The organism is Paenibacillus sp. PCH8, from assembly GCF_002968835.1.
In the GTDB taxonomy this organism is placed as follows: Bacteria; Bacillota; Bacilli; order Paenibacillales; family Paenibacillaceae; genus Paenibacillus.
In genome coordinates this window covers 399,306-421,244 of record NZ_PKQK01000002.1, presented here as the reverse complement: position 1 = coordinate 421,244, position 21,939 = coordinate 399,306, and the positions used below count along the sequence as shown (strand labels likewise).

Sequence of the window (21,939 nt, the reverse complement as noted above, 5' to 3'; positions counted from 1 at the left end):
TATAAACCGTCCTTCATCAGAGTTTGTCTGATAGAGGACGGTTTATTTCGTTTACACAGACTATAGACTATAAATGCTTGGAAATGACCTCTTCCAGACCTTGAGCGACAGAATGCGCACCTCGCGCCAGATGTCTTTCATACAGATGCAGGCGGACGAAACTTTCATCCGTACCCATGGCTTCCGAGAACATTCCACTGAGCCCGCGAGCGCGGCGGTCGATCTGTAATAGCAGTTCCAGTGAATCGCCCATCGGATAGAACATGACTTCCAGCTCATCCAGATGTCCACGGAATTTATTGGTTGGTACATATTCGAATTCCTGCACAAACGGCAGATTGCCGCCCAGCTTCGGTGCATAGTCATTGGTCACTTCACGCAGTTTGAAACCAAGGATATCAATTGCATCGAGCACGGTGTTCATGTCTTTGCTAGGAACAACATGCAGTCTGTCCCGGTCTGAGGGGTCTACAGCACTTGAAATATCGAGGCCCGTCTCCACCCATACCTCTGCACGATGCAGTGTAATTGGCAGATTTTCTGGGAGGTCAAATGAAAAGTCTTTCTCCAATTTGGCTCCAGGCTGTAAGGTGAAACCTTCGGTGAGCAGATATTTGGCTATAACGGCTGTTTCTTTTACTTTACGATCATCGTGCTCCCGTATGTAATGGGTTTTGATTGAAAGATAGATTCGATCTACGTTCTGTTCCACATCTCCACCTTCAATGTACACAACCCCGAGATGATTCCTCCAGGCGTGACCTCTGATGTGTGCAATTCCGTATTTACTTTGGCTGCTCCAACACCTACACTGGCTAACATTTTCTTGAAAAATGACATGTACTCAACCTCCAGATCAGATGGTTTATTATAGGGGATACATACGACTTCGACCTTAATACGGAAGCTGGAAGAGAAGCGTTTCAAATTTTAGTAAAATATATCGTGAATTTAACAGGAGAATCGACTTGTCTATGTCGAATGTTTTGGGTAAAGGATTTTTTTGTCAGGGACCTGTAGGCGCAAGTACGTTTGGCAGGCTGTAAGGAGTTGAGGCCAATTGGATACAGAATTTTCAGAACAGAAAACGGGTGAGACGGGTATCAAAACCAGCTTCGAGCAGATGGCTAACGGAGAACAGAAATATAAAATGATAGCAGAAGACGGCAGTTATTATTGCAGAACAGTTGCCTCTTCCCATGGAGCATGGCAAAATAGCCATTTTCATAACCATATAACCGAGTTCTATGTTGTGCAGTCCGGTTGGATCGCTTATGCAAATTTTGCGCATGATTGGATTCTTGAAATAAGAGTTATGGGTGAAGGGGATCACATTATTGTAGAGCCGGGAGTACACCATAATTTATACATGTCAGCCCACAGCGTTATCCATACCATCAAGCATGGCACAAATACCTCCAGTGATTGGACATCATCACCTGAGTTGGATAGGCTAACTCAATCTTTGGCGGAGGAAGAACTACTTCCAAAGGATGATTAAGGAGTATGCAGAGTGATGCTAATCTATGAATCGAATGAAATCACCGTACGTTTCTTGGAGATTGAAGATGAACATCATCTGGTGAAGTGGCTATCTGACCCGGAAGTCCTTCAATATTATGAAGGCCGTGATCGGCCGCATGATCTGGAACTGGTAAGAGAACATTTTTACAATCAGGATGATGGTGCTACTCGTTGTATCGTTGAGTATGGAGGAAATCCGATAGGATACATTCAGTTCTATGAGCTTGAGGAAGAAGAACGATCGGAGTATGGTTATGGAGACACGGATGAGATCATTTATGGAACGGACCAGTTTATTGGTGAGGTGAACTGCTGGAATAAAGGGATTGGAACAGAGTTGATGCATTCCATGCTGGCTTATCTGATTAACGAAAAGCAAGCCTGTAAAGTAGTCATGGACCCTCAAGCCTGTAACTTGCGAGCCATATCCTGTTATGAGAAATGTGGTTTCCAAAGGATCAAGCTGTTAGAGAAGCATGAGCAGCATGAAGGACAGATGAGAGACTGCTGGCTGATGGAATATGCTCCCTAGACGTTTCTTAACTATATCGAATCATACAAACAAGGAGGATTATGCAATGGATTTGAGATATCCAATTGGACAGTTTACTCACACAGGTGAAGTTACCTTGGCACAGCGAGAGCAGTGGATTCGGGACATTGCTGAGCTGCCTGAACGCGCGCGAGAAGCGGTAAAGGGACTGAGTAAAGAGCAATTAAGTCTGCCGTATCGAGAAGGTGGATGGATGCTCAAACAGGTCATTCACCACATGGCAGACAGCCACATGAACAGTATGATTCGTTTCAAGCTTGCACTGACAGAGGATACACCTACGATTCGGCCTTATTATGAAGAGCGCTGGGCTGAACTGAGTGATTCAAGAGACCTGGATGTCGAATTCTCGCTTCAGATTCTGGATGCGCTCCATCGTCGTTGGGTGTTTCTGTTAAACGCGTTGACTGATGCAGATTATGCCAAGCAATTCTATCATCCCTCATCGGAAGAAACGACAAGATTGGATTATAATCTGGGCATGTATGCTTGGCATGGCAAACACCATGTTGCTCACATCACATCGCTTCGAGATAGACTGGGAATATAGCTAGAGAAATATCTTTTTAAGGAGGATTCATCAATGAGTGTACATATCAGAATATTAAATGAGAGCGATCCTGTAATCATATCAAAGGCGTTTCAGGAACAGGGTTGGGGGAGATTCGCCGAACAGTATCTGCATTACTTGGCTGAACAACAGAATGGGGAACGCGTAACTTTGGTAGCCGAGTTGAATGGAGAATTTGCCGGATACGTGAATGTATTGTGGTATTCCAACTACCCGTCTTTCAGGGAACAAGGCATTCCCGAAATTAACGATTTCAATGTGCTGATGAAGTACCAGCGCCAAGGTATTGGTTCACGGTTGATGGACCGGGCAGAGGAAATTATTCTGGAACGAACGGATGTAGCAGGCATTGGTGTAGGCGTGTTTTCCGATTATGGCAAAGCACAAATTCTATATGCCCATCGCGGGTACATACCAGACGGTCACGGTGTTCACAGACACGATCATTACATTCAGCCGGGTGAAGAAACGATTATGGACGACGATGTTGTACTTTATCTGACGAAGAAGTTAAAAGGCATGCAAGAAGTGTGATATGTATTTAGTACTTGCAAAGAAATATGATAAAAAGCCGTCCTGCATGTTATACTCTATTGGAATTTAAGGAATGATAAGCAAGATGCTAGGTGATTACTTGATTAGAGGAGTGAATGATCCATGTTTAGCAAAGTCGGCCAGATTATGTTGTATGTCAATAATCAAGATGAATCATTAGCATTTTGGACGGAAGTTGCGGGGTTCCATATTGTAGATGAAGTAAATCTGGACGAGGGTATGAGATGGATTGAGATTGCCCCTACCCCAGATTCGCAGACGAGCATTATTCTCCATGACAAAGAGTTCGTGGAGCGGATGTCGGCGGGTGTGAATCTGGGTACACCTTCGTTAATGTTCTTCACCGAAAATCTGGATCAATTATATGCCGACTTGGCTAGTAAACATGTAACGGTTGGAGAGATTGTCGAGATGCCAACCGGGCGTGTCTTCAACTTTGCTGATAACGAAGGAAATTACTTTGCAGTCTTGGAACGGGCGAAATAAATTACAACTCCAAATGGCACTATTGTAAACGATCGACGTCCCAGTCGGTCGTTTTTTTGTTGGGAAAAAGCTTATGTTTTGGAGTGGAAAAGAACAAGAAAAATAGAGAAATACTGGGTAAAAATGTTATAATAGAGTGTGGCTAATTTAATGAAAATAACTAGAAATGGATAGCGGAAATTGAGCATGGGAATGGAGAATTTAAGGAGGAATATGGTTATGGAAAAGACGATCAAACGTGTGCAGGATTTATATGATATGCTCGATGCGGACTTCAGATCGGCCAAGCAATTATGGGAGCCGTTCTATGAGGATCGGAACAGACCGACGTGAACTTTGAATGTCGCTCTGTGTTCGAACTGGTCCCAGAGCAAGAATATGATCTTGTCTACAACTCGGGTTGTCTGCATCATCTGCACCACATCAGCGCATTCCCTACATAGAAATGATCCACAATGCACTCCGTCCAGGAGGATATTTTGGAATGACTTGTTTTGCTCCGGGTTTTGGCGATATTGGTGGGCCGGAAACCGTTATGAATGATTGGCAGGTGTATCAAGAGAAGTCGATGCGAGGTGGTCTTGCATTCACGGAGGAGAAGCTTCGCTACATGCTGGAAGATGGCTTCGAGTGTGTCGAGTTCCGTGCGATGAAGTCGATGGAGGAGCATGAAGCGTGTTTTGGTGTACCTTTTCTGTGGGCCACGTTGTGGAGAAAGAAAAACTCGTAAGAGTAGGGGAATTACATGCATTGAAAATAGAGGAGGCGTGGTATCGGAATGGGAACAGAAACAGAAACAGAAACAGAAACAGGAAGAAGACACTTTATCATTACAGGCACATCCAAAGGGATCGGTTTACAACTTGCAGAGTTATTATTGGCTAAGGGGGATTACGTTTACGGTATTTCACGCGGGGGTTCGGATCTGTTGGAATCAGGCGAGGAATGGAGCGGGCGTTACCGCCATGTTCAGTACGATCTAGCCGACCTGACCGAGATCGATGATTTGATTACACGCATATTGGACCAAATACCGTCTCAGGAAGCCGATTTCATTGGACTTATTAATAACGCAGCGATGCTAGAGCCTCTAAAACCTATAGATCAATGCAGTGCTGCAGAGATAAGTCAGAGTCTTAACATCAGTCTTGCAGCGCCAATGCTATTGAGTTCATCTTTTATTCAACAAACAAATCACCTGTCCGCCAGACGTAAAATTGTTAATCTCTCATCGGGTTCGGGAAGTTATCCCGCGCCTTCAATGGCAGTGTACTGTACATCCAAGGCAGGTTTGAACATGTTCACCCAATGCGTATCTTTGGAACAAACGGGCCAACAGAACCCTGTTGAGATTATTGCTTTTGATCCGGGTATGGTCGATACGGAGTTACAGGCTGTTGCACGAGGCAAAGGTGCAGAGGAATTTGCTCTGTCTGGGCTATTCAGCCAGGTGTATGAAGCAGGCCAATTAAGATCGCCACGAGATGTGGCACAGCAGTTGGTCGAGCGGATCGATGAACATAGTGACGCAAGCAATGTTATGCAGACTATTGAGAGCTAATATGATATACGTATTTTGGCTCGTTTACTTTACGAAGCATGGATACCTTTTGATATAAGCCTAACTTCCCTGTACACTGATAACAGCAATCGGAACGACGATTCGTAATTTGTAACGGTGACGACCCGGCAGTAACGGAGTCTAATTACCTTTACCTTAGTCAACCATAGAAGATCAGAAACGTGGTGAAGTCTCTTGTTTAAAATTATGCTCATTGAAGACGATGAATCGTTGTTCAGTGAAATTAAGGAACGCCTGTCCCAGTGGTCGTATGACGTGTATGGTGTGCAGGACTTTGGCAAGGTATTGCAGGAGTACAGCGTGATTGAGCCGCAATTGGTCATTATTGATATTCAGTTACCCCAATATGACGGGTTTCATTGGTGCCGGATTATTCGTTCACACTCCAATGTGCCGATTATCTTTTTGTCCTCACGGGATCATCCTGCGGATATGGTCATGTCTATGCATTTGGGTGCAGACGATTTTATCCAGAAGCCTTTTCACTTTGATGTATTGATTGCCAAGATTCAGGCGACTCTGCGGAGGGTGTACAACTATAATACAGAGCGGATTGAACTACGAACCTGGCGTGGTGCTGCTATTGAATATATGAAAAATACACTGACTTGCGGGGATGAATCTGTCCTGTTAACCAAAAATGAGATGTTCATTCTTAAAGTGCTGATTGAGCACAAAAATCAGATTGTTACCCGTGAGGAACTCATCCGGAGCTTGTGGGATCATGAGCATTTCGTAAGTGATAATACGCTGACGGTTAACGTTAATCGGTTACGCAAGAAACTTGAACCCATTGGACTGGAGGGTTACATTGAAACCAAAGTAGGTCAGGGCTACATCGCGACGGAAGAGGCGGAAGCATGATCGGCAAGTACATACGAGAAAAAGCTGGTTGGTTATGGCTGCTGGTAAGCATACAGCTTATTATCTTATTTGTGGCCTACATAGACTCGTCCATTCCATTCCAATCTGTGGCGTATATTGTAGTACTGAATGTAGTGGTATGTATTATTTTTATCTGGGCGAGATACCCGAAAGAGACCCGTTTCTATCAAAAGTTGAACACCTGGGATCATACATACGATCCGATGGATCTGGACATCGCCGAGAGTCCGTATGAACTGATCGTACACGAGGCCATTATCTCCCAGACGCAGCGGTATCGTAAGGAATCATCACGTCATTTTATCGCCTTGGAGCAGGAGAAGGACGAGATGTTGTCCTGGATTCATGAGGTGAAGACACCCCTGACTGCGCTGCAACTCATGATCGAGCGTTTGCCAGACGACAAGTTACAGAGCCAAATGACATATGAATGGCTACGAATCCATCAGTTGCTGGATCAGCAGCTTCATCAGAAGCGGATTCCATTTATGCATAATGACTTGTTCATCGAAGAGACGGAACTTGAACCGGTGCTGAAGGGCGAGATTCGAGCCCTGAGACCGTGGTGCATTTCCAAAGGCATTGGATTTGATGTCTCGCTCACGGTTACTCGCGTGCTGACAGATAGCAAATGGTTAGGATTTATTATCCGGCAGTTGCTGAGCAATGCGGTGAAGTATAGTAACTCATCGGATATTCTTATTGAAACTCGGGAACAGGATGGACATATTGTATTGATGATTCAGGATCACGGGCGAGGGATTGAGGCTCAAGACCTGCCGCGTATATTTGATAAAGGATTTACATCCACCCGAGGCAGAATGGATGGCGCGGCTACCGGGATGGGTCTGTATTTGGTTCGTCAGGTGGGCCAAACGCTTCATATGAGCATTCATGTAGAATCTTCTCCTGGCGAGGGAACAACCGTTACACTTACTTTTCCGCGAAAAAACGACATGGTGCATCTTGCAGGCGTGTGACAACAATGTCACATGCTTTTTGGTTTTGTTCGGTGAATCGCACGATAACACTGCACATCCCGACTATGATATAGACATGAGCAATTTGCAGAAGATCAAAGAGGAGTGAGTGGGATATGTGGATACTGGAAGCCAAAAAAATTCATAAAGTCTATGGTAATAAGTTGAATAAACAGGAAGTGCTGAAAGGGATTGATCTCGGGGTAAGCAAGGGAGAGTTTGTCGGTATTATGGGGCCTTCGGGTTCAGGCAAAACGACGCTGCTTAATGTACTTTCCTCCATCGATCGGGTGAGCCAGGGCACGATTGATATTGAGGGCAAGGAATTTACCGGAATGAAGGAGAAACAGTTGGCTGAATTTCGCAAGCATCATCTGGGCTTTATTTTTCAGGAATACAATCTGCTGGATACCCTTACGGTGAAGGAAAATGTCTTATTGCCGCTCTCGATCACGGGCATTCCGAAGCAGGAGGCACACCGGAAGTTTGAACAGATTGCCCGTGAACTGGGGATCTACGAATTGAAAGACAAGTATCCATCTGAGATTTCAGGGGGTCAGAAACAGCGGACTTCGGCAGCACGAGCCTTTGTCCACGAGCCGAGTATCATTTTTGCGGATGAGCCAACAGGAGCGTTGGATTCCAAGTCTGCTTCGGACCTGCTTGGCAAATTAAGTGATATGAACAGCAAACATCAGGCCACGATTATTATGGTTACCCATGATCCGTTTGCTGCGAGTTATTGCAGTAGAGTGATTTTCATCCGTGATGGTCAGATTTACAGCCAGTTAAATAAAGGAGACGAGTCCCGGCAATCCTTCTTCAACGATATTATCAAAACTCAGGGTGTGTTGGGTGGGGTGCAACCATGAGTCTGAATTACATTATTTTTCGCAATTTGAGGAAAAACCTGAAAAATTATTATCTTTATGTCTTCGCCCTGATCTTTAGCGTGGCGCTCTATTTTTCATTTGTGACTTTACAGTATGATCCTGCGATGGATGAGGTTGCCGAATCAACCAAAGGAGCGGCGGCGATTGGCGCCTCATCCGTATTATTAGTTGTGATTGTGGGCATTTTTCTACTCTACGCCAATACGATCTTTATTAAGCGACGCAGTAAGGAGATTGGTTTGTTTCAGCTGATCGGACTGACGAAGGGGAGAATATTTGGCATCTTGAGTGCGGAAAATTTCATTCTCTATTTTGGTTCCATGGTGATCGGTGTTCTGATCGGGTTTCTCGGTTCCAAGCTGATATTGATGATTTTGTTCAAGATTATTGGTGTTGATGCGATTACGAAACTGTATTTCTCTCCGATGGCACTGATGCAAACGGTAATTGTCTTTGCTGGCATGTACTTGCTCATCATGTTGATGAATTACACCTTTATCCGAGCACAGAGCATCCTGTCGCTCTTTCGGGTGTCGGCCACTGCGGAGCAGCGGGTGAAGAAGATGTCTGCGGGACAGATTCTGATAGGCATCCTAGGTATTGCTCTGATCGTGTTCGGTTACATACTGTCTGCACGGCTATTCAGCGTCGAGAAATTGGATATGCGGCAGTTAATGTACACCATGATTTTGATTCTGTTCTCGGTCATACTGGGGACATACCTGTTCTATAAGGGGTCGGTAAGTTTTGTTTTTAATCTGATTCGCAAAAGCAAAAACGGCTATCTTACCATTCATGAGGTGCTGTCATTATCTTCAATCATGTTCCGCATGAAGTCCAATGCACTGCTGCTCACGATTATTACAACCGTGTCAGCGCTTGCTATTGGCATGCTGTCACTCAGTTACATTTCATATTATTCAGCAGAGGCTCAGGCTAAGGAAAGCTTGCCGGAGGATTTCTCTTTTGCTCAGGCGAATGTGAAAAATCGCTTTGTAGCAGAGTTGGATAACAAACAGATTGCATATGAAGAGAAGCACAGACAACCTCTGTATATTGAGATTGATGCACATAAGGTGATGAATGACTCCACAACGGAGGAGCTGTTGTTCAGCAGTGTAGTAAGTGACAGGATGGTAGATAACATCGATCTGAAACCAGGCGAAGTTATTTTTATGGGATACGGCAATGTAATTCAGCAATTCTTCTCCATTCGGGATGAGGGTCCCATTGTTCTGCACGGGTTGAAGAAAACGATTGATCAGCAATTGATTGGAACCACCAAACAGGGAGTCCTTCCCGTATATTACACCAAAGGTACGCCTGTAGCAGTTGTGGATGAATCGGTTTATGCGAAGCTTGCCCAGGATCTGGATCCGAACATTCAGGTGGGGGAAGCGACTGATTATTACGGTGTGCAAATTACAGATCCGGGTCAAGACGAGAATGCGTATGCGATTTTTGCGGATCTGCAATTGAAGGCTCCCAGTTTCTCGCAGATCGAATTCAGAAATAACCAACGGTCCAATATGGGTCTGATTATGTTCATTGTTGGTTTTCTTGGTTTGACGTTCTTGATCACTTCGGGATGCATCTTGTACTTTAAGCAAATGAATGAGAGTGAAGAGGAGAAGAGCAATTATACCATTCTGCGAAAGCTCGGATTTACACAAGGCAATCTCTTGCGTGGCATTCAGATCAAGCAATTGTTCAACTTTGGTATTCCGCTTGTAGTGGGACTGAGTCATAGTTATTTTGCCGTGAAATCAGGTTGGTTTTTCTTTGGTACGGAGCTGGCGAGACCTATGGTTATTGTCATGATGGTCTATACATTGTTATATTCGATCTTTGGTCTGTTGTCTGTGTTGTACTATAAGCGAGTGATTAAGGAAGCCTTGTAGAATTGGGTCAGGAGTATGCTGATATAGCAAAATAGGTTAATTAATGGGCAGCTGTATGAATACAGGCTGCCATTTTTCTTTTTCTAAGTATAATGCCACATGGAAAAAAAGGATGATCATGGAACTGGGTCGAAATGATGATAGAGTCAAGGAGGAGTCTGATTCATGTATCACGGTGAGATGAGGGGAGCGAAGTAGCATGTCTGGAGTTCTTTATGCATCGAAGAAAGAGCTAAGTGAGATGATTCGACGCACTTATGTGTTGTTCGAGGGTGAATTCAATGACATCCATAACAGCAACAAAGATAAGCGGGTTGAGGGTGTGGATAAGACGCCTGCCCAGATGCTTGCCTACCAGTTGGGATGGATGAACCTGGTGATGGACTGGGAGCGAAATGAACAGATGGGACTTGAGTGTCATATGCCGGCACCAGGATATAAATGGAATCAATTGGGGCCATTAAATGAATCATTTTACGAAAAGTATTCAGGCTATACGCTGGAGGAGCTGCGTTCTTTGTTTCAGGAGACAGAACAACAATGGCAGAACTGGATTGACTCACTGAGTGAAGAGGAATTATTTGTACAAGGGATGAGGCAGTGGACGGGAACGAAGCCCGGGTGGGCTATGGTGAAGTGGATCCAGATTAATTCTGTAGCTCCGTTTAAATCTTTTCGGACCCGAATACGTAAATGGAAAAAAGGTCAGTTAACAGCCATGGATGTGAGGAATGGAGAAATCTAATGAATTTGGCAAATCAAATCACGTTGGCTAGAATCATTTTTGCAGTAGCGGCAGGTATGGATAAATGGGATGGATATGTGGCGAGAAAATATAATCAAATCACGAATCTGGGAAAGCTTCTTGATCCATTGGCGGATAAACTGTTGATTGCGGTCGCACTGATCATGATGGTCCAAGAGAATATGATCAGTTCATGGATTGCTGTAATCATTATTGGACGTGAAATTGTCATTACAGCATTACGAATGGTAGCCACAGAGCAGGGTATTGCTCTTGCAGCCGATCGATATGGCAAGATCAAAATGGTGTTACAGGTGGCAGCCATCATTGCAATTTTGTTGAACTATGTTTCGTTTAGTTTGCTGACTGATATTAGAGTGGACATGATATTACTATGGGTTGCAGCGGGCGTCACTCTCTTATCGGGGATGAATTACATTATTGTAAATTATAAATTACTGAGATAGAAGGAGTGAATAGGAGATGTTTAAAGAGAATATTACTCCAAGTACTTCAGAAGATTCGGCGTATGTTCGTCAGCAATTAGTCAAATATAATGCGGCCCATGTGAGCGAGGAATTAAGGAATCGGTACGAAGAATTGAATTTTAATATTAAAAATGAAGCTGGAGAAATTGTTGCGGGCGTGCTTAGTACGCTCTGCTGGAACTGGGTAGAGCTTGATATCCTTTGGGTGGACTCCGATCAGCGCCATCGGGGTATGGTTCTCAATTGCTTCACGAGGTCGAACGTCTTGCGCGTGAGAAGGCATGTGATTTTGTCATGTTGAACACCTTCTCTTACCAAGCACCGGAATTCTACAAGAAGCACGGATATCAATTGATTACAACCATCGAGAATGCACCAACAGGGCATAGCCACTGTTATTTCAAGAAGGATTTCATCTAAGAGAGGGTAAAGAAATATAGAAATATAACACGGGATTACGTCGTCAGGAGGACAGATTATGATTACGATCAAGGCCATTGAACAACAAGATTTGCCGGCTTTAAGCAAACTGTACAATGAATTAATGGGCGCGCCAACGAATGAACAGCAGATGCTGAAGATGTTTCGTTACATACAGCAGAATGGTCATTACCATGTGCTCGGGGCATTTTACAATGACAAACTAGCCGGGTCCGTGATGGGGATCAAATGTATGGATCTTGCGGGTGAATGCAAGCCATTTATGGTTGTGGAGAATGTAATTGTCTCGGATCGGGTGCGCAGGCAGGGCATCGGTCAGAAGTTAATGCTTCAGATTGAGCGAATTGCGAGGGATCTCGGATGTGGTTACATGATTCTGGTGTCTGGCGATCAGCGTAAGGAAGCCCATATTTTTTATGAGAAGCTAGGGTTCAAGGATGAGAAGGTTCAGGGTTACCGGAAGCATTTCTAAGGAACAGAGTATAGGAAACGTTTCAAGATTACCAAGAAGTGAATAAGAACCGAGTGTGAAAAAGGGAGCCTGGCTCTCTTTTTTTTATTGAATAGTAACTGGAACCTGAAGGAGTAGAGCGTTTCAAGCGTAGCTAATCTTTGTTAAAATAAAGAGAGCAATGGATAGAAATACACGATTAAAGAGCAGATGCACGAAAAAGGTATATGAAAATAAAAAAAGTACATAGGAGGTTAAACGAATATGCGTATCGTCGATAACATCAAAGTCTGGGGGAGCCGCTGGAGAATGCAGTGAGTCAGGCGGTAACTTGTTCGAAATATGGAGACGTTCTGGGTGTGGCTCTGATGGCCGACCATCACAAAGGTTACTCACAGCCGATTGGCGGCGTGGTCGCCTACCGGAACATGATCAGTCCGTCAGGTGTCGGATACGATATTGCCTGTGGCAACAAGGCTGTACGAACCAACCTGAGGTGGAGCGATATCCGGGATCAGATTGCAGCCATTATGGATAACATCAACTCGACTATATCCTTCGGCGTGGGGCGTAACAACCCGACACCTGTGGATCATGAACTGTTTAACGATGCTAGCTGGAAGTTATTTGATACAATCGAACCTGGATTACAGCACAAGTTGAAGACACTCGCGCGGAACCAACTCGGAACCGTAGGCAGTGGCAATCATTTTGTGGATATCTTTGTAGAAGAGGCAACGGGTAAGGTGTGGATTGCGAATCATTTTGGCAGTCGTGGCTTCGGTCATAAGGTAGCAAGCGGGTTCCTGAATCTGGCAGCCGGACGTAAGTTCAGCGGCAAAGCACCGGGCGAATCGATGGATCAGCCACCTACCTTGTTTGAGCTGAATGGCGAAATGGGTGATATGTATTGGGACGCAATGACTTTGGCCGGCCGGTATGCCTATGCAGGACGTGACTATGTCATTGAACAGGTGCTTGGAATTCTCGGTGCAAGTGCAGAGTATGCCGTTCATAATCATCATAACTTTGCCTGGAAAGAACAGCATATGGGTGAAGAGGTAGTGGTTGTCCGTAAAGGGGCTACACCTTTGGCACCTGGTCAACTTGGTTTTGTAGGTGGCAGTATGGGAGATATCTCGGTGATCGTGGAGGGCATCCATAGTGAGGAAAATACCGAGTCGTTCCGCAGCACCGTGCATGGGGCAGGGCGTATGATGAGCCGAACCCAGGCGGCTGGCAAAATGAACTACAAGCTGCGTACACGTATGGGCGGCGAGATTACCGAGGCCCAGATGCAAGCGGCCATTCGAGCCTACGGCGTGGAGCTGCGGGGAGCGGGCACGGACGAGAGTCCGTTTGTGTACAAAAAGCTTCAGGATGTGCTGGATGCTCATGCGAACACATTGAAAATCAACCATGTGCTGCGCCCCGTCGGTGTTGCCATGGCCGGAGGTAATGAATTCGATCCTTATAAGGATTAGTCAGAAAAGAGGGTGAACATCATGAGAAATTGTGCGATATATAGCTCTCAGTTTGACCTGGATCAGTTGTTTGCAGTGCTTCAATCCATTTATCCGCAAGGTCAGATTGAGCGTCAGGATGACAAGACGCATATCCAGGTGACGCAGAAGAAATGGTTTAACAAGACAACGAAAGGCTTCAATATGATGACAAGTCAGACGCATCCCGAAGAGTTCGGAAAAATGATTCAGGGTATGTTGGGGTTTGTGAGTCAGATTGAAGGGCGTAATCCGTCGTTGCAAGAAAAAGTGCTGATTAAGTGCTCCACACTAAACATGGTGATTGGGATTGAGACAGAAGAGGATATTTCGGAAGAGTTCTTCCAAGAATTGTTGCGTTTGGCCGATTCGCTGGATGCCGTGATATTCTGGGGAGGTGGCTCTCTGCTGAATGCCCAAGGTCAGCTACTCCTTGATGTTAACGGAGAATCCGAAGTGGAGGACTACGCCGTGACAGCGCACACCAGTTTTCTTGACGGAACCAGAACTCAGTCGGAATCAGCCTTTCAACGTAAAGATCGTTCGGAGCAGAAGCTGACTGAACAAGGAGTCCCGTTCAATGTGCATTTGCCTGCCAGAGCGGGAGATGAAGACACTACGATGCGCAAGGAAGATGAGATCGCGCGGCGCGCGGTGGCCCTGTGTATTGCTGCCCTAAAGGGCGAATGCCTGGGAGCCGGTGAAAGTGCAGAAGATACAGCGGCACTCGTTCAGGAAGTGATTGAGAAGTATGAGGCGTCTGCTTTCTTTTCTCCCAGAGAGAAGAGGTTTATCGAGCAGCATGGAGCAGACCAGCAAGAGGTGATTTCCTTCTCGTGGGGTTATGAAGCTTACCATGTTATGCTGTGGGCACTTGGTTACGTGAAGGAGCTTGGTTCGCCAACAGAGCTATGTAACGTAGGACAGGCTGTAGGTTATTTACAGCAAAAGGACAGCTTTGCCGATTTTCTATCCGGTGCATCTCTGCGCAGCACGAGCGAGATTCTGGATGAAGCGGACTTGATCTATCGTTACAACTGGGTGTGTGTGGATAGTCGGGTGAATGACAGAATGCCTCCCGCTGGTTTGAATGGCGGAGTGGCCTATGAACGGCATCGTGCATTGAACTGGCTGATCTGTTATCTCGATCAGGATTGGGACGATGTACGCACAGATACGTAGAAATAAGCGTTAACCATCATATCTTCAAATAAACACAGATACCCCCAAGTCAGCCAAAGGCTGATGTGGGGGTATTTCCGTGTGAACTCATGTGTAGCCACGAGTGGCATCCCGGATGTGATCCAATATGTATTACACATATATGCACCACCATGTACTCTGTTATTACCCGCTATGCCTGCCGAACTGTTCACGAATAATCACGTCTGCAAGAATCAGCTTTTTCTCGACACTGCTCTCGGGATTTGCGATCCGCCATAACATCTGATCCACTGCACGTGAACCCAACAGTTCCTTGTTCACATTGACTGTGGCTAACATGGGAATGTTGTCGTATAGATTATCAAATCCGGTGACAACGCACTGATCAGGTACACGGATGCCCATGCTCTCCAGAGCTTCAATCGTGTAGAGCGCATAGAAATCATTCGCACACACAAAAACTTCAGGCAAATTATCCTTATTCATCACTGATGTGAATGTCTGACGGAACTCATCCAACGCCTGATTGCTCAGTTCAGGGATCTGCTTCAATTCCATTCCATGACCGATCAATACAGAAGTATATGCGATCCATCTTTCGTAGAAACTTTGTGCGTCACTGATATTCCCGACAAACTGGAATGTTGTATACCCTTTGCGGAGTAAGAAGAGCATGATTTCACGCATGGATGCGAAGTTATCGGTGAATATACTATCACTGTGGAAAACAGAGTCCAGATGATCCACCATGACGACCGGAATACCCAGACGTTTGATTTCAAGCAGAATGGGTGTCGAGATGGAACCCACCGTAATGATACCTCGAATGGCATCCGGATTTAGCAGGGTGAACAACTGGTCCGCTGATGGTTCCGTTAAGGTTAGGATATTAATGCCTTTTTGGTTCAGCTTGGACGAGATCCCGTTAAAGACGGGCCCCCAGTAGACAGAATCTTGATTCTGATACCGAACATTGGGAAACAAAATCAATATCGTCCCGCTGGAGCGTATGCTCTTCGGGTCCTGAGACTCATTGCTGCTATACAGTTCACCAGACAACATGCTGTTATCTTTGAAATATCCAAGTTTGCCAGCGGCCTTGAGGATGACATCCCGTGTCTGATCGCTAACTCCTGATTTTCCAGATAGTGCCCGTGATACCGCAAATTTCGACAAACCCGTAAAATGTGCAATTTCCTGAATTGTTACCTTCGTCTTCATCATACCATCCTTACACTCGTAGTTCTGCCGTAATCCTTATTCGGAGCGATCCAACTGATATCTAGTATAGCATGATGTATTTCTCTTAATCTAATAACAGACAGAGAATTCGAAATGGTAGAGACTTAGCACATTGTATGATGGATATTCAACGTGAAAGTGAACGCATCCACAGAAAGAATGACGAAAATTGTCTGTTTAATTATTATTTTGTTATTTATTAAAAATAACAAAATTCGGAGTGTGACATGATTTTCGAGGATATATGTACTTATAGGGTGAACAGAAGAATAAGCTGTTATACAGGAATTAAAGAGAATATTCAGCATTTTAGCAGAATAAATAGAAAATGTTAACAATAAAAATGTTGACGCTTACATTTTGCTGTGTTAAATTTTGTTTGTTAAAAACAAACAAGAAAATAACAAATGGTGGTGGTTGTTCATTTCCGGTTGGTTTGGGAATTGGAGTGAGTGTATTGCGGTGGGCCATGACAGGTATACACATTCGGGGAGGTTGTTAAAATCATGATTAGAAGATGGAATGTTCTACCTCTGATGTTATTGGCAGTGATTCTTATTGTATCCGCTTGCAGTGGTGGGGGACAACTCAGACGGGGACTGAGGCAGAGGGGACAACGAACTCAGGCAACAGCACCGAAGTCGCTGAGACAGATAAAGAGGGCGGAGCGGAAGAAGCTGTGGCAGATGTACCTGATCTGGGTGGACGTGTCATTAAGGTTGAAGCCTGGTGGGATCTGAAACCGGCGGGAGAGACGGCCTCCGACAAGGCCAGACTCGATAAAATTGCAGAGGTCGAGAAGAAATACAACGTGACCATTGAATTCGTCAACGTACCTTTCGAAGAGTACATGAACAAATTCACAACGTCTGCGCTGGCTGGCGAACCGTTTGCTGACATCGTTCAGATGGAATACAAGTCCGCACTTCCAGCTGTCCTCAAAGGGCAGTTACTAACCCTCTCCGAGTTCACTACACCTGAGAATAATATCAATCAAGAGGCCAATCTGATCACTAAATTTCCTGCTATTGCAGGCAACAACTACGCTTTTGAATCTCCAACCAGCATCGGTCTTGGACTTCACTATAACCGTGACTTGTTCAAAAAAATGTCGTTGCCTGATCCTCAGGAACTGTACAACAAGGGCGAATGGGATTGGGACAAATTCATGGAACTTGCCAAACAGGCCACCAAGGATACGGATAATGACGGCAAGATTGACGTATATGGATTCTCCGGCTGGGCCATTGATGTACTTCGTCATTTTACGGCAGCCAATGGGGGCACGATCGTAGATGACGAAAATAGCAAAGAAGGATTGTCTGATCCGAAAACGATTGAAGCAGCTGAATTCGTCAAACGCCTGTATAACGTGGAGAATGTCGTGAAGGTCAAAACCGGCGACAAAACCAACTGGGAGGAAAGCAATACATTTAAGGATGGAGACGTAGCTCTGTTCACCGCTGCTGAATGGCAATTGGGTGATCTTACTTTTTCCGTTGGTGTCGTACCAATTCCGAACGGGCCTCAGGGAAGTGAAGAGGTGACGTATGCAAACAATGCGGCATCGGCGAAGTTCATTCCAAAGGGTGTGGAAGATCCACAGATCGTCTACCAGATCTATGAAGAGACTTTCGATATTCCGCAGATCGAGGAGTATCCGGGACAGGATTATCTGGAAAGTCTTTATGCTGACGAGAAGGATATTGCCATCATTCGGGAGCACATCGCAGGAACGGGCCGCATCCTGCTGGATGATGCCTACACAGGTTATCCAATCGGGGATTATGTGAATGACATCATCAAAAACAATGCTTCCGTGACGGCAACAGCCGAGAAGTATAAAGCACAGGCACAAGCTGCCATTGATAAACTCGGCAAACAATAACAACACATATCACCGAATCCATTTCATAATACCTTCATGAGTTATGAAATGGATTGCACCAGCAAACGATTCAGGCAGGGGGGCTCGTGTCCGGAGTGTAGCACGAAGCCCTTTTTCCTGAACCACCAAATCGACATTGCTGGCATCAGCCTTGATGAGGAGGACTCGTAGGATGGCTGGAATTCTACAACGCAAGAAATGGATATTGTCCACAGTAATCATCGTGGTGGCAGCTTGTATCATTCTATATTTAACTTCTGGCGCTGGTATGAAGAGTGCAGATGTTCCGCCCGGCGTTCTACCTGCCATTGAGGTGGATGCAATCTTGCAGCAGACCCGGCAGAAAAAGGGATACGAACAGTATCTGTCTCGAACGGACCAGACTTCACAGCCGAGTGTGGACATCACCATTGAAGCAGCAGATTACATAAGGGCCGAAGGTGAGGACGTTCACATCCTGAATGACTATGAGGGAATGGATGGTGTATCTCTCCATACCGGTGAGACCGGGGAAATCGATTGGACAATAGACGTGCCAGAGACTGGGCTGTACAACCTCTCCGCAACCTATTTTCCCGTAGAAGGCAAGAGTTCAGCCATTGAGCGTGCATTGTACATCGATGGTGAACTTCCTTTTGCGGAAGCCGCCTATTTGCAGTTTGACCGGGTGTGGGCCAATGAGAAAGATGTCGTTGAGCAGGATAATCAAGGCAATGACCTTCGTCCGAGACAAGTGGAGCAACCACGCTGGATGGAAGAAACGTTTCAGGATTCCGACGGGTACGAACAGGCTCCATTTAAGTTTTACCTGGAAAAAGGAGAACACACGCTAACGCTGAAATCATCGCGTGAACCCATGGTGATTCGGTCCATTCGCCTTTTCAATGAGAAGACAGCGGTCCCTTACGCGGAGACAGCGGGGGCACAACAGTCGGATTCCTCCGGGCAGCCGAAGGATGTCCTTATTCGCATAGAAGGAGAAGCTGCAATAGCCAAATCTTCACCTACGTTATACCCGACGAGCGAAAGATCAAGTTCTGCTGTATCTCCTTACAGCGCTTCCCAGGTACGTATTAATACAATTGGCGGCTTTAACTGGCGGTTGCCAGGACAATGGATTGAATGGGAAGTGGATGTACCGGAGAGCGGACTGTATCATATCGGATTTACCGCACAGCAGAATTTCGTTAAAGGCATCTATTCCACACGCAAGCTCACCATTGATGGTGAAGTTCCGTTTGCAGAGATGGCCCAAGCACCTTTCCGTTATCAAAGTGATTATCGCATTGATGTTATGGGCGGCAAGGAAGCATACAGATTTCACTTGGAAAAAGGAAAACATGTGCTACGGCTGGAGAACAGCCTCGGTGACTTTGCACCGCTTATCCGCAATGTGGAGGACAGTCTGTACAACTTGAACTCCATGTACCGACGCATTCTGATGATCACAGGCACGAAGCCTGATGAATTCCGGGATTATCGGGTGGAGAAGCAGATCCCGAACCTGCTGGAAGTGTTCGACGGAGAGAGTAAACGACTCAAGGACGTGGCTGCACAGCTTCGTCTTCTATCAGGACAGTCCAGCGATCAGGAAGCATTGATTAAGACGATGGCGCTGCAACTGGACGAGATGATCGACAAGCCAGATACCATACCAAGACGGCTTGCGGCTTACAAAACGAACACAGGTGGCCTTGGAACATGGGTGCAGCAGGCACGAGAGCAACCGCTCGAAATTGATGCCCTATATGTTGCGTCCATCGACCGCAGTATTACAGGGGAAGGCATGGGGCCCTGGCGAAGCTCGGTCATGAAGCCAAGATATTCTATCATTCGTTCTTCATTGACTATAACCAGATCGGCAATGTAGCCACATCGGAAGATCAGCGGACGGTAACCGTCTGGATTGGTAGCGGACGAGACCAGGCGAATACGATGAAGGCGATGATTGACAAGACCTTTACACCAGACAGTGGCATTAACGTGAATCTGAAGCTGGTCAACATGGGAACCTTGCTGCCAGCGACTTTGTCCGGTGAAGGACCCGATGTTGCCATGCAGATCGGTAATGATCTGCCCGTGAATTTTGCGATGCGGAACTCGGCTGTAGATCTGACGCAATTCAGCGACTATCGCACGGTAGAACAGGAGTTCAGGGAAAGTGCAATTGTACCGTATGCCTATGATTCAGGTGTATATGCCCTGCCGGAAACACAGACCTTTAACATGCTGTTTTACCGCAAAGACGTGCTCGAAGAACTGGGGCTTGAAGTGCCTCAGAACTGGGAGGATGTTGAGGCTCTGCTCGCGATTCTGAGCAAGAATCATATGGAGTTCGGCATGCCGATTGTGACCCAGGCGAACATGCAGGGTGTCAATATACCGCCCAACTCGCAGTATGCCACGATGCTGCTTCAGAACGGAGGCGCCTTCTATAGGAACGATGACAAGGAATCGGATCTGGATTCACGGATCGGAATCGAGACGTTCAAGCGGTGGACGGAGTTCTATACCGATTACAAGTTGGAGCGGGAATATGATTTTGCCAACCGTTTCCGGACAGGACAGATGCCTATCGGACTAACGGATTACACCATGTACAACCAGTTGTCTGTATTTGCACCGGAGATTCGCGGACTATGGGGATTCGTTCCAGTGCCAGGAACGGTTCAGGCAGATGGTACCTTGAATCGGGATGTTCCGGGTGGAGGAAGCGCGGTCATGATGCTGGAGAGTGCGAAGGACCAGAACGCGGCGTGGGAGTTCATGAAGTGGTGGACCAGTACGCCGATTCAGGCAGAATTCGGACGGGAGATGGAAGGACTGATGGGTGCGGCTGCCCGCTATCCAACGGCCAATATCAAGGCGCTGGATTCCCTGCCATGGCCTGCGGAGGACTATGCCAATCTCAAAGCCCAATTCGAAACCGTGAAGGGTATTCCCGAAGTACCGGGTGGTTATTTTACAGGTCGCCATCTGTTCAATGCATTTTACAAAACCGTTGTTGGCCAAGTGGAAGCCAGGGAATCCATCATGGATTATACCCAATATATTCAGGACGAGATTCGAGTCAAACGTAATGAATTTGGTCTTCCGTAAGCAGAGGGAGGGTTAATCGTGCCACAAATATCACTCCGAGACGGACAAAACAGTCCTCCTGAGAAAGCGTCAAGGATGGGCATGAAATCGTGGTGGAGCTGGAAGCTCCAGGAAATGAAGGCCAGCAAACATTCCTATGTTCTGCTTGCACCTTATATGCTCCTGTTCCTCATGTTTACCGTGATTCCGGTTGTCATCTCGATCATACTCAGCTTCACCTACTTTAACATGCTGGAATTCCCGCGTTTTATTGGCTGGCAGAACTATACTCGCCTGTTTCTGGAGGATGATGTATTCCTGATTGCGATCAAGAATACGCTGCTGTTTGCCATCATTACCGGACCGATCAGTTATATTGCCTGTTTTGTCTTCGCGTGGATCATTAATGAGTTAACACCGAAATGGAGAGCGTTCATGACGCTGATCTTCTACGCGCCCTCCATTTCGGGCAATGTGTATTTTATCTGGCTGATGATCTTCTCGGGAGATCGTTATGGTATTGCCAATGGGCTGTTGATCAAATGGGGTTTTCTGTTGGAGCCGATCCAATGGCTGAAGACGGAAGCCTACATTATGCCTATTCTCATTCTCGTGCAGCTATGGCTGAGTCTCGGAACCGGATTTCTGGCGTTTATCGCTGGTTTGCAGACGGTGGACCGGACATTGTACGAAGCGGGAGCCGTGGATGGGATCAAAAATCGCTGGCAGGAGCTATGGTATATTACCTTGCCTTCGATGCGTCCACAGCTCATGTTCGGCGCAGTCATTCAGCTCACAACCTCGTTTGCCGTGGCCGATGTGTCGATCGCACTAGCCGGGTTCCCAAGCGTGAACTATGCAGCAGAGACGGTGGTGACCCATTTGATCGACTTTGGTACTACGCGGTTTGAGATGGGATATGCATCAGCAATTGCCACTGTACTGTTCATGATTATGGTGGGCACCAACTTGCTGGTACAGAAACTGCTTCGAAGGGTGGGAGAATAGCT

21 protein-coding genes and 2 pseudogenes are annotated in these 21,939 nt (G+C 46.1%); 21 read left to right on the top strand and 2 right to left on the bottom strand.

Annotation, left to right across the window (positions count from 1 at the left end; translation table 11 throughout):
* Nucleotides 1–67: 67 nt before the first annotated feature.
* Nucleotides 68–822: pseudogene (locus C0Q44_RS14495) on the bottom strand (sporulation protein).
* A 238-nt stretch (nucleotides 823–1,060) separates the two neighbouring features.
* Here C0Q44_RS14495 and C0Q44_RS14490 point away from each other — a divergent pair.
* The 17 genes and pseudogenes from C0Q44_RS14490 (at nucleotide 1,061) to C0Q44_RS14410 (ending at nucleotide 14,739) form a co-directional block, all read left to right on the top strand.
* Nucleotides 1,061–1,501, top strand: coding sequence for a cupin domain-containing protein (locus C0Q44_RS14490; RefSeq protein WP_105408014.1), 441 nt, complete (start codon nucleotides 1,061–1,063; stop codon nucleotides 1,499–1,501).
* Between the two features lie 15 nt (nucleotides 1,502–1,516).
* On the top strand, nucleotides 1,517–2,056 hold the full coding sequence (locus C0Q44_RS14485) for a GNAT family N-acetyltransferase (protein WP_105408013.1): 540 nt from the start codon (nucleotides 1,517–1,519) through the stop codon (nucleotides 2,054–2,056).
* A 46-nt stretch (nucleotides 2,057–2,102) separates the two neighbouring features.
* Entirely contained in the window at nucleotides 2,103–2,627 is a 525-nt protein-coding gene (locus tag C0Q44_RS14480) for a YfiT family bacillithiol transferase (RefSeq protein WP_105408012.1), read from the top strand.
* Nucleotides 2,628–2,660: 33 nt separating this feature from the next.
* The gene (locus tag C0Q44_RS14475) at nucleotides 2,661–3,182 is read left to right on the top strand and encodes a GNAT family N-acetyltransferase (protein WP_105408011.1); all 522 of its coding nucleotides are present in this window, start codon (nucleotides 2,661–2,663) and stop codon (nucleotides 3,180–3,182) included.
* Between the two features lie 123 nt (nucleotides 3,183–3,305).
* Entirely contained in the window at nucleotides 3,306–3,689 is a 384-nt protein-coding gene (locus tag C0Q44_RS14470) for a VOC family protein (RefSeq protein ID WP_105408010.1), read from the top strand.
* Between the two features lie 484 nt (nucleotides 3,690–4,173).
* Entirely contained in the window at nucleotides 4,174–4,419 is a 246-nt protein-coding gene (locus C0Q44_RS30980) for a hypothetical protein (protein ID WP_258166324.1), read from the top strand.
* A gap of 48 nt (nucleotides 4,420–4,467) precedes the next feature.
* Complete coding sequence (locus C0Q44_RS14460; protein WP_105408009.1) at nucleotides 4,468–5,250, top strand: SDR family NAD(P)-dependent oxidoreductase; 783 nt, start codon at nucleotides 4,468–4,470, stop codon at nucleotides 5,248–5,250.
* A gap of 195 nt (nucleotides 5,251–5,445) precedes the next feature.
* Complete coding sequence (locus C0Q44_RS14455; RefSeq protein ID WP_105408008.1) at nucleotides 5,446–6,135, top strand: response regulator transcription factor; 690 nt, start codon at nucleotides 5,446–5,448, stop codon at nucleotides 6,133–6,135.
* A complete protein-coding gene (locus tag C0Q44_RS14450) occupies nucleotides 6,132–7,136 on the top strand; it encodes a sensor histidine kinase (protein WP_105408007.1) in 1,005 nt (334 codons plus the stop codon). The genes C0Q44_RS14455 and C0Q44_RS14450 overlap by 4 nt, the downstream gene beginning before the upstream one ends.
* Before the next feature lie 116 nt (nucleotides 7,137–7,252).
* Entirely contained in the window at nucleotides 7,253–8,008 is a 756-nt protein-coding gene (locus tag C0Q44_RS14445) for an ABC transporter ATP-binding protein (RefSeq protein ID WP_105408006.1), read from the top strand.
* On the top strand, nucleotides 8,005–9,930 hold the full coding sequence (locus C0Q44_RS14440) for an FtsX-like permease family protein (RefSeq protein ID WP_105408005.1): 1,926 nt from the start codon (nucleotides 8,005–8,007) through the stop codon (nucleotides 9,928–9,930). The genes C0Q44_RS14445 and C0Q44_RS14440 overlap by 4 nt, the downstream gene beginning before the upstream one ends.
* A 199-nt stretch (nucleotides 9,931–10,129) precedes the next feature.
* Nucleotides 10,130–10,675 (top strand): ClbS/DfsB family four-helix bundle protein, encoded by a 546-nt coding sequence (locus C0Q44_RS14435; protein WP_105408004.1) that lies wholly within the window; start codon nucleotides 10,130–10,132, stop codon nucleotides 10,673–10,675.
* On the top strand, nucleotides 10,675–11,142 hold the full coding sequence (pgsA, locus tag C0Q44_RS14430; RefSeq protein WP_105408003.1) for a CDP-diacylglycerol--glycerol-3-phosphate 3-phosphatidyltransferase: 468 nt from the start codon (nucleotides 10,675–10,677) through the stop codon (nucleotides 11,140–11,142). Before C0Q44_RS14435 ends, pgsA begins: the two co-directional genes overlap by 1 nt.
* 222 nt (nucleotides 11,143–11,364) lie before the next feature.
* A complete protein-coding gene (locus tag C0Q44_RS31495; RefSeq protein ID WP_308737419.1) occupies nucleotides 11,365–11,583 on the top strand; it encodes a GNAT family N-acetyltransferase in 219 nt (72 codons plus the stop codon).
* Between the two features lie 58 nt (nucleotides 11,584–11,641).
* Nucleotides 11,642–12,076: a GNAT family N-acetyltransferase gene (locus C0Q44_RS14420; protein ID WP_105408002.1), complete on the top strand. Its 435-nt coding sequence runs from the start codon at nucleotides 11,642–11,644 to the stop codon at nucleotides 12,074–12,076.
* A gap of 243 nt (nucleotides 12,077–12,319) precedes the next feature.
* A pseudogene (locus tag C0Q44_RS14415) lies at nucleotides 12,320–13,539 on the top strand (RtcB family protein).
* A 21-nt stretch (nucleotides 13,540–13,560) separates the two neighbouring features.
* A complete protein-coding gene (locus C0Q44_RS14410) occupies nucleotides 13,561–14,739 on the top strand; it encodes a DUF4272 domain-containing protein (RefSeq protein ID WP_105408001.1) in 1,179 nt (392 codons plus the stop codon).
* A 165-nt stretch (nucleotides 14,740–14,904) separates the two neighbouring features.
* Here C0Q44_RS14410 and C0Q44_RS14405 read toward each other — a convergent pair whose 3' ends face one another.
* On the bottom strand, nucleotides 14,905–15,942 hold the full coding sequence (locus tag C0Q44_RS14405; RefSeq protein WP_105408000.1) for a LacI family DNA-binding transcriptional regulator: 1,038 nt from the start codon (nucleotides 15,940–15,942) through the stop codon (nucleotides 14,905–14,907).
* Nucleotides 15,943–16,480: 538 nt separating this feature from the next.
* Here C0Q44_RS14405 and C0Q44_RS14400 point away from each other — a divergent pair.
* The 4 genes from C0Q44_RS14400 to C0Q44_RS14390 all read left to right on the top strand — a co-directional run bounded on the left by C0Q44_RS14400 (nucleotide 16,481) and on the right by C0Q44_RS14390 (nucleotide 21,937).
* Nucleotides 16,481–17,851: an ABC transporter substrate-binding protein gene (locus C0Q44_RS14400; protein WP_258166322.1), complete on the top strand. Its 1,371-nt coding sequence runs from the start codon at nucleotides 16,481–16,483 to the stop codon at nucleotides 17,849–17,851.
* Nucleotides 17,852–18,023: 172 nt separating this feature from the next.
* Nucleotides 18,024–19,721: a carbohydrate-binding protein gene (locus C0Q44_RS30975; protein ID WP_258166321.1), complete on the top strand. Its 1,698-nt coding sequence runs from the start codon at nucleotides 18,024–18,026 to the stop codon at nucleotides 19,719–19,721.
* 65 nt (nucleotides 19,722–19,786) lie between these two features.
* Nucleotides 19,787–20,950 carry an ABC transporter substrate-binding protein gene (locus tag C0Q44_RS30970; RefSeq protein WP_258166320.1) on the top strand — a complete coding sequence of 388 codons (1,164 nt, stop codon included), beginning with the start codon at nucleotides 19,787–19,789 and terminating at the stop codon, nucleotides 20,948–20,950.
* A gap of 75 nt (nucleotides 20,951–21,025) precedes the next feature.
* Nucleotides 21,026–21,937: a carbohydrate ABC transporter permease gene (locus C0Q44_RS14390; protein WP_047842211.1), complete on the top strand. Its 912-nt coding sequence runs from the start codon at nucleotides 21,026–21,028 to the stop codon at nucleotides 21,935–21,937.
* Nucleotides 21,938–21,939 lie beyond the last annotated feature (2 nt).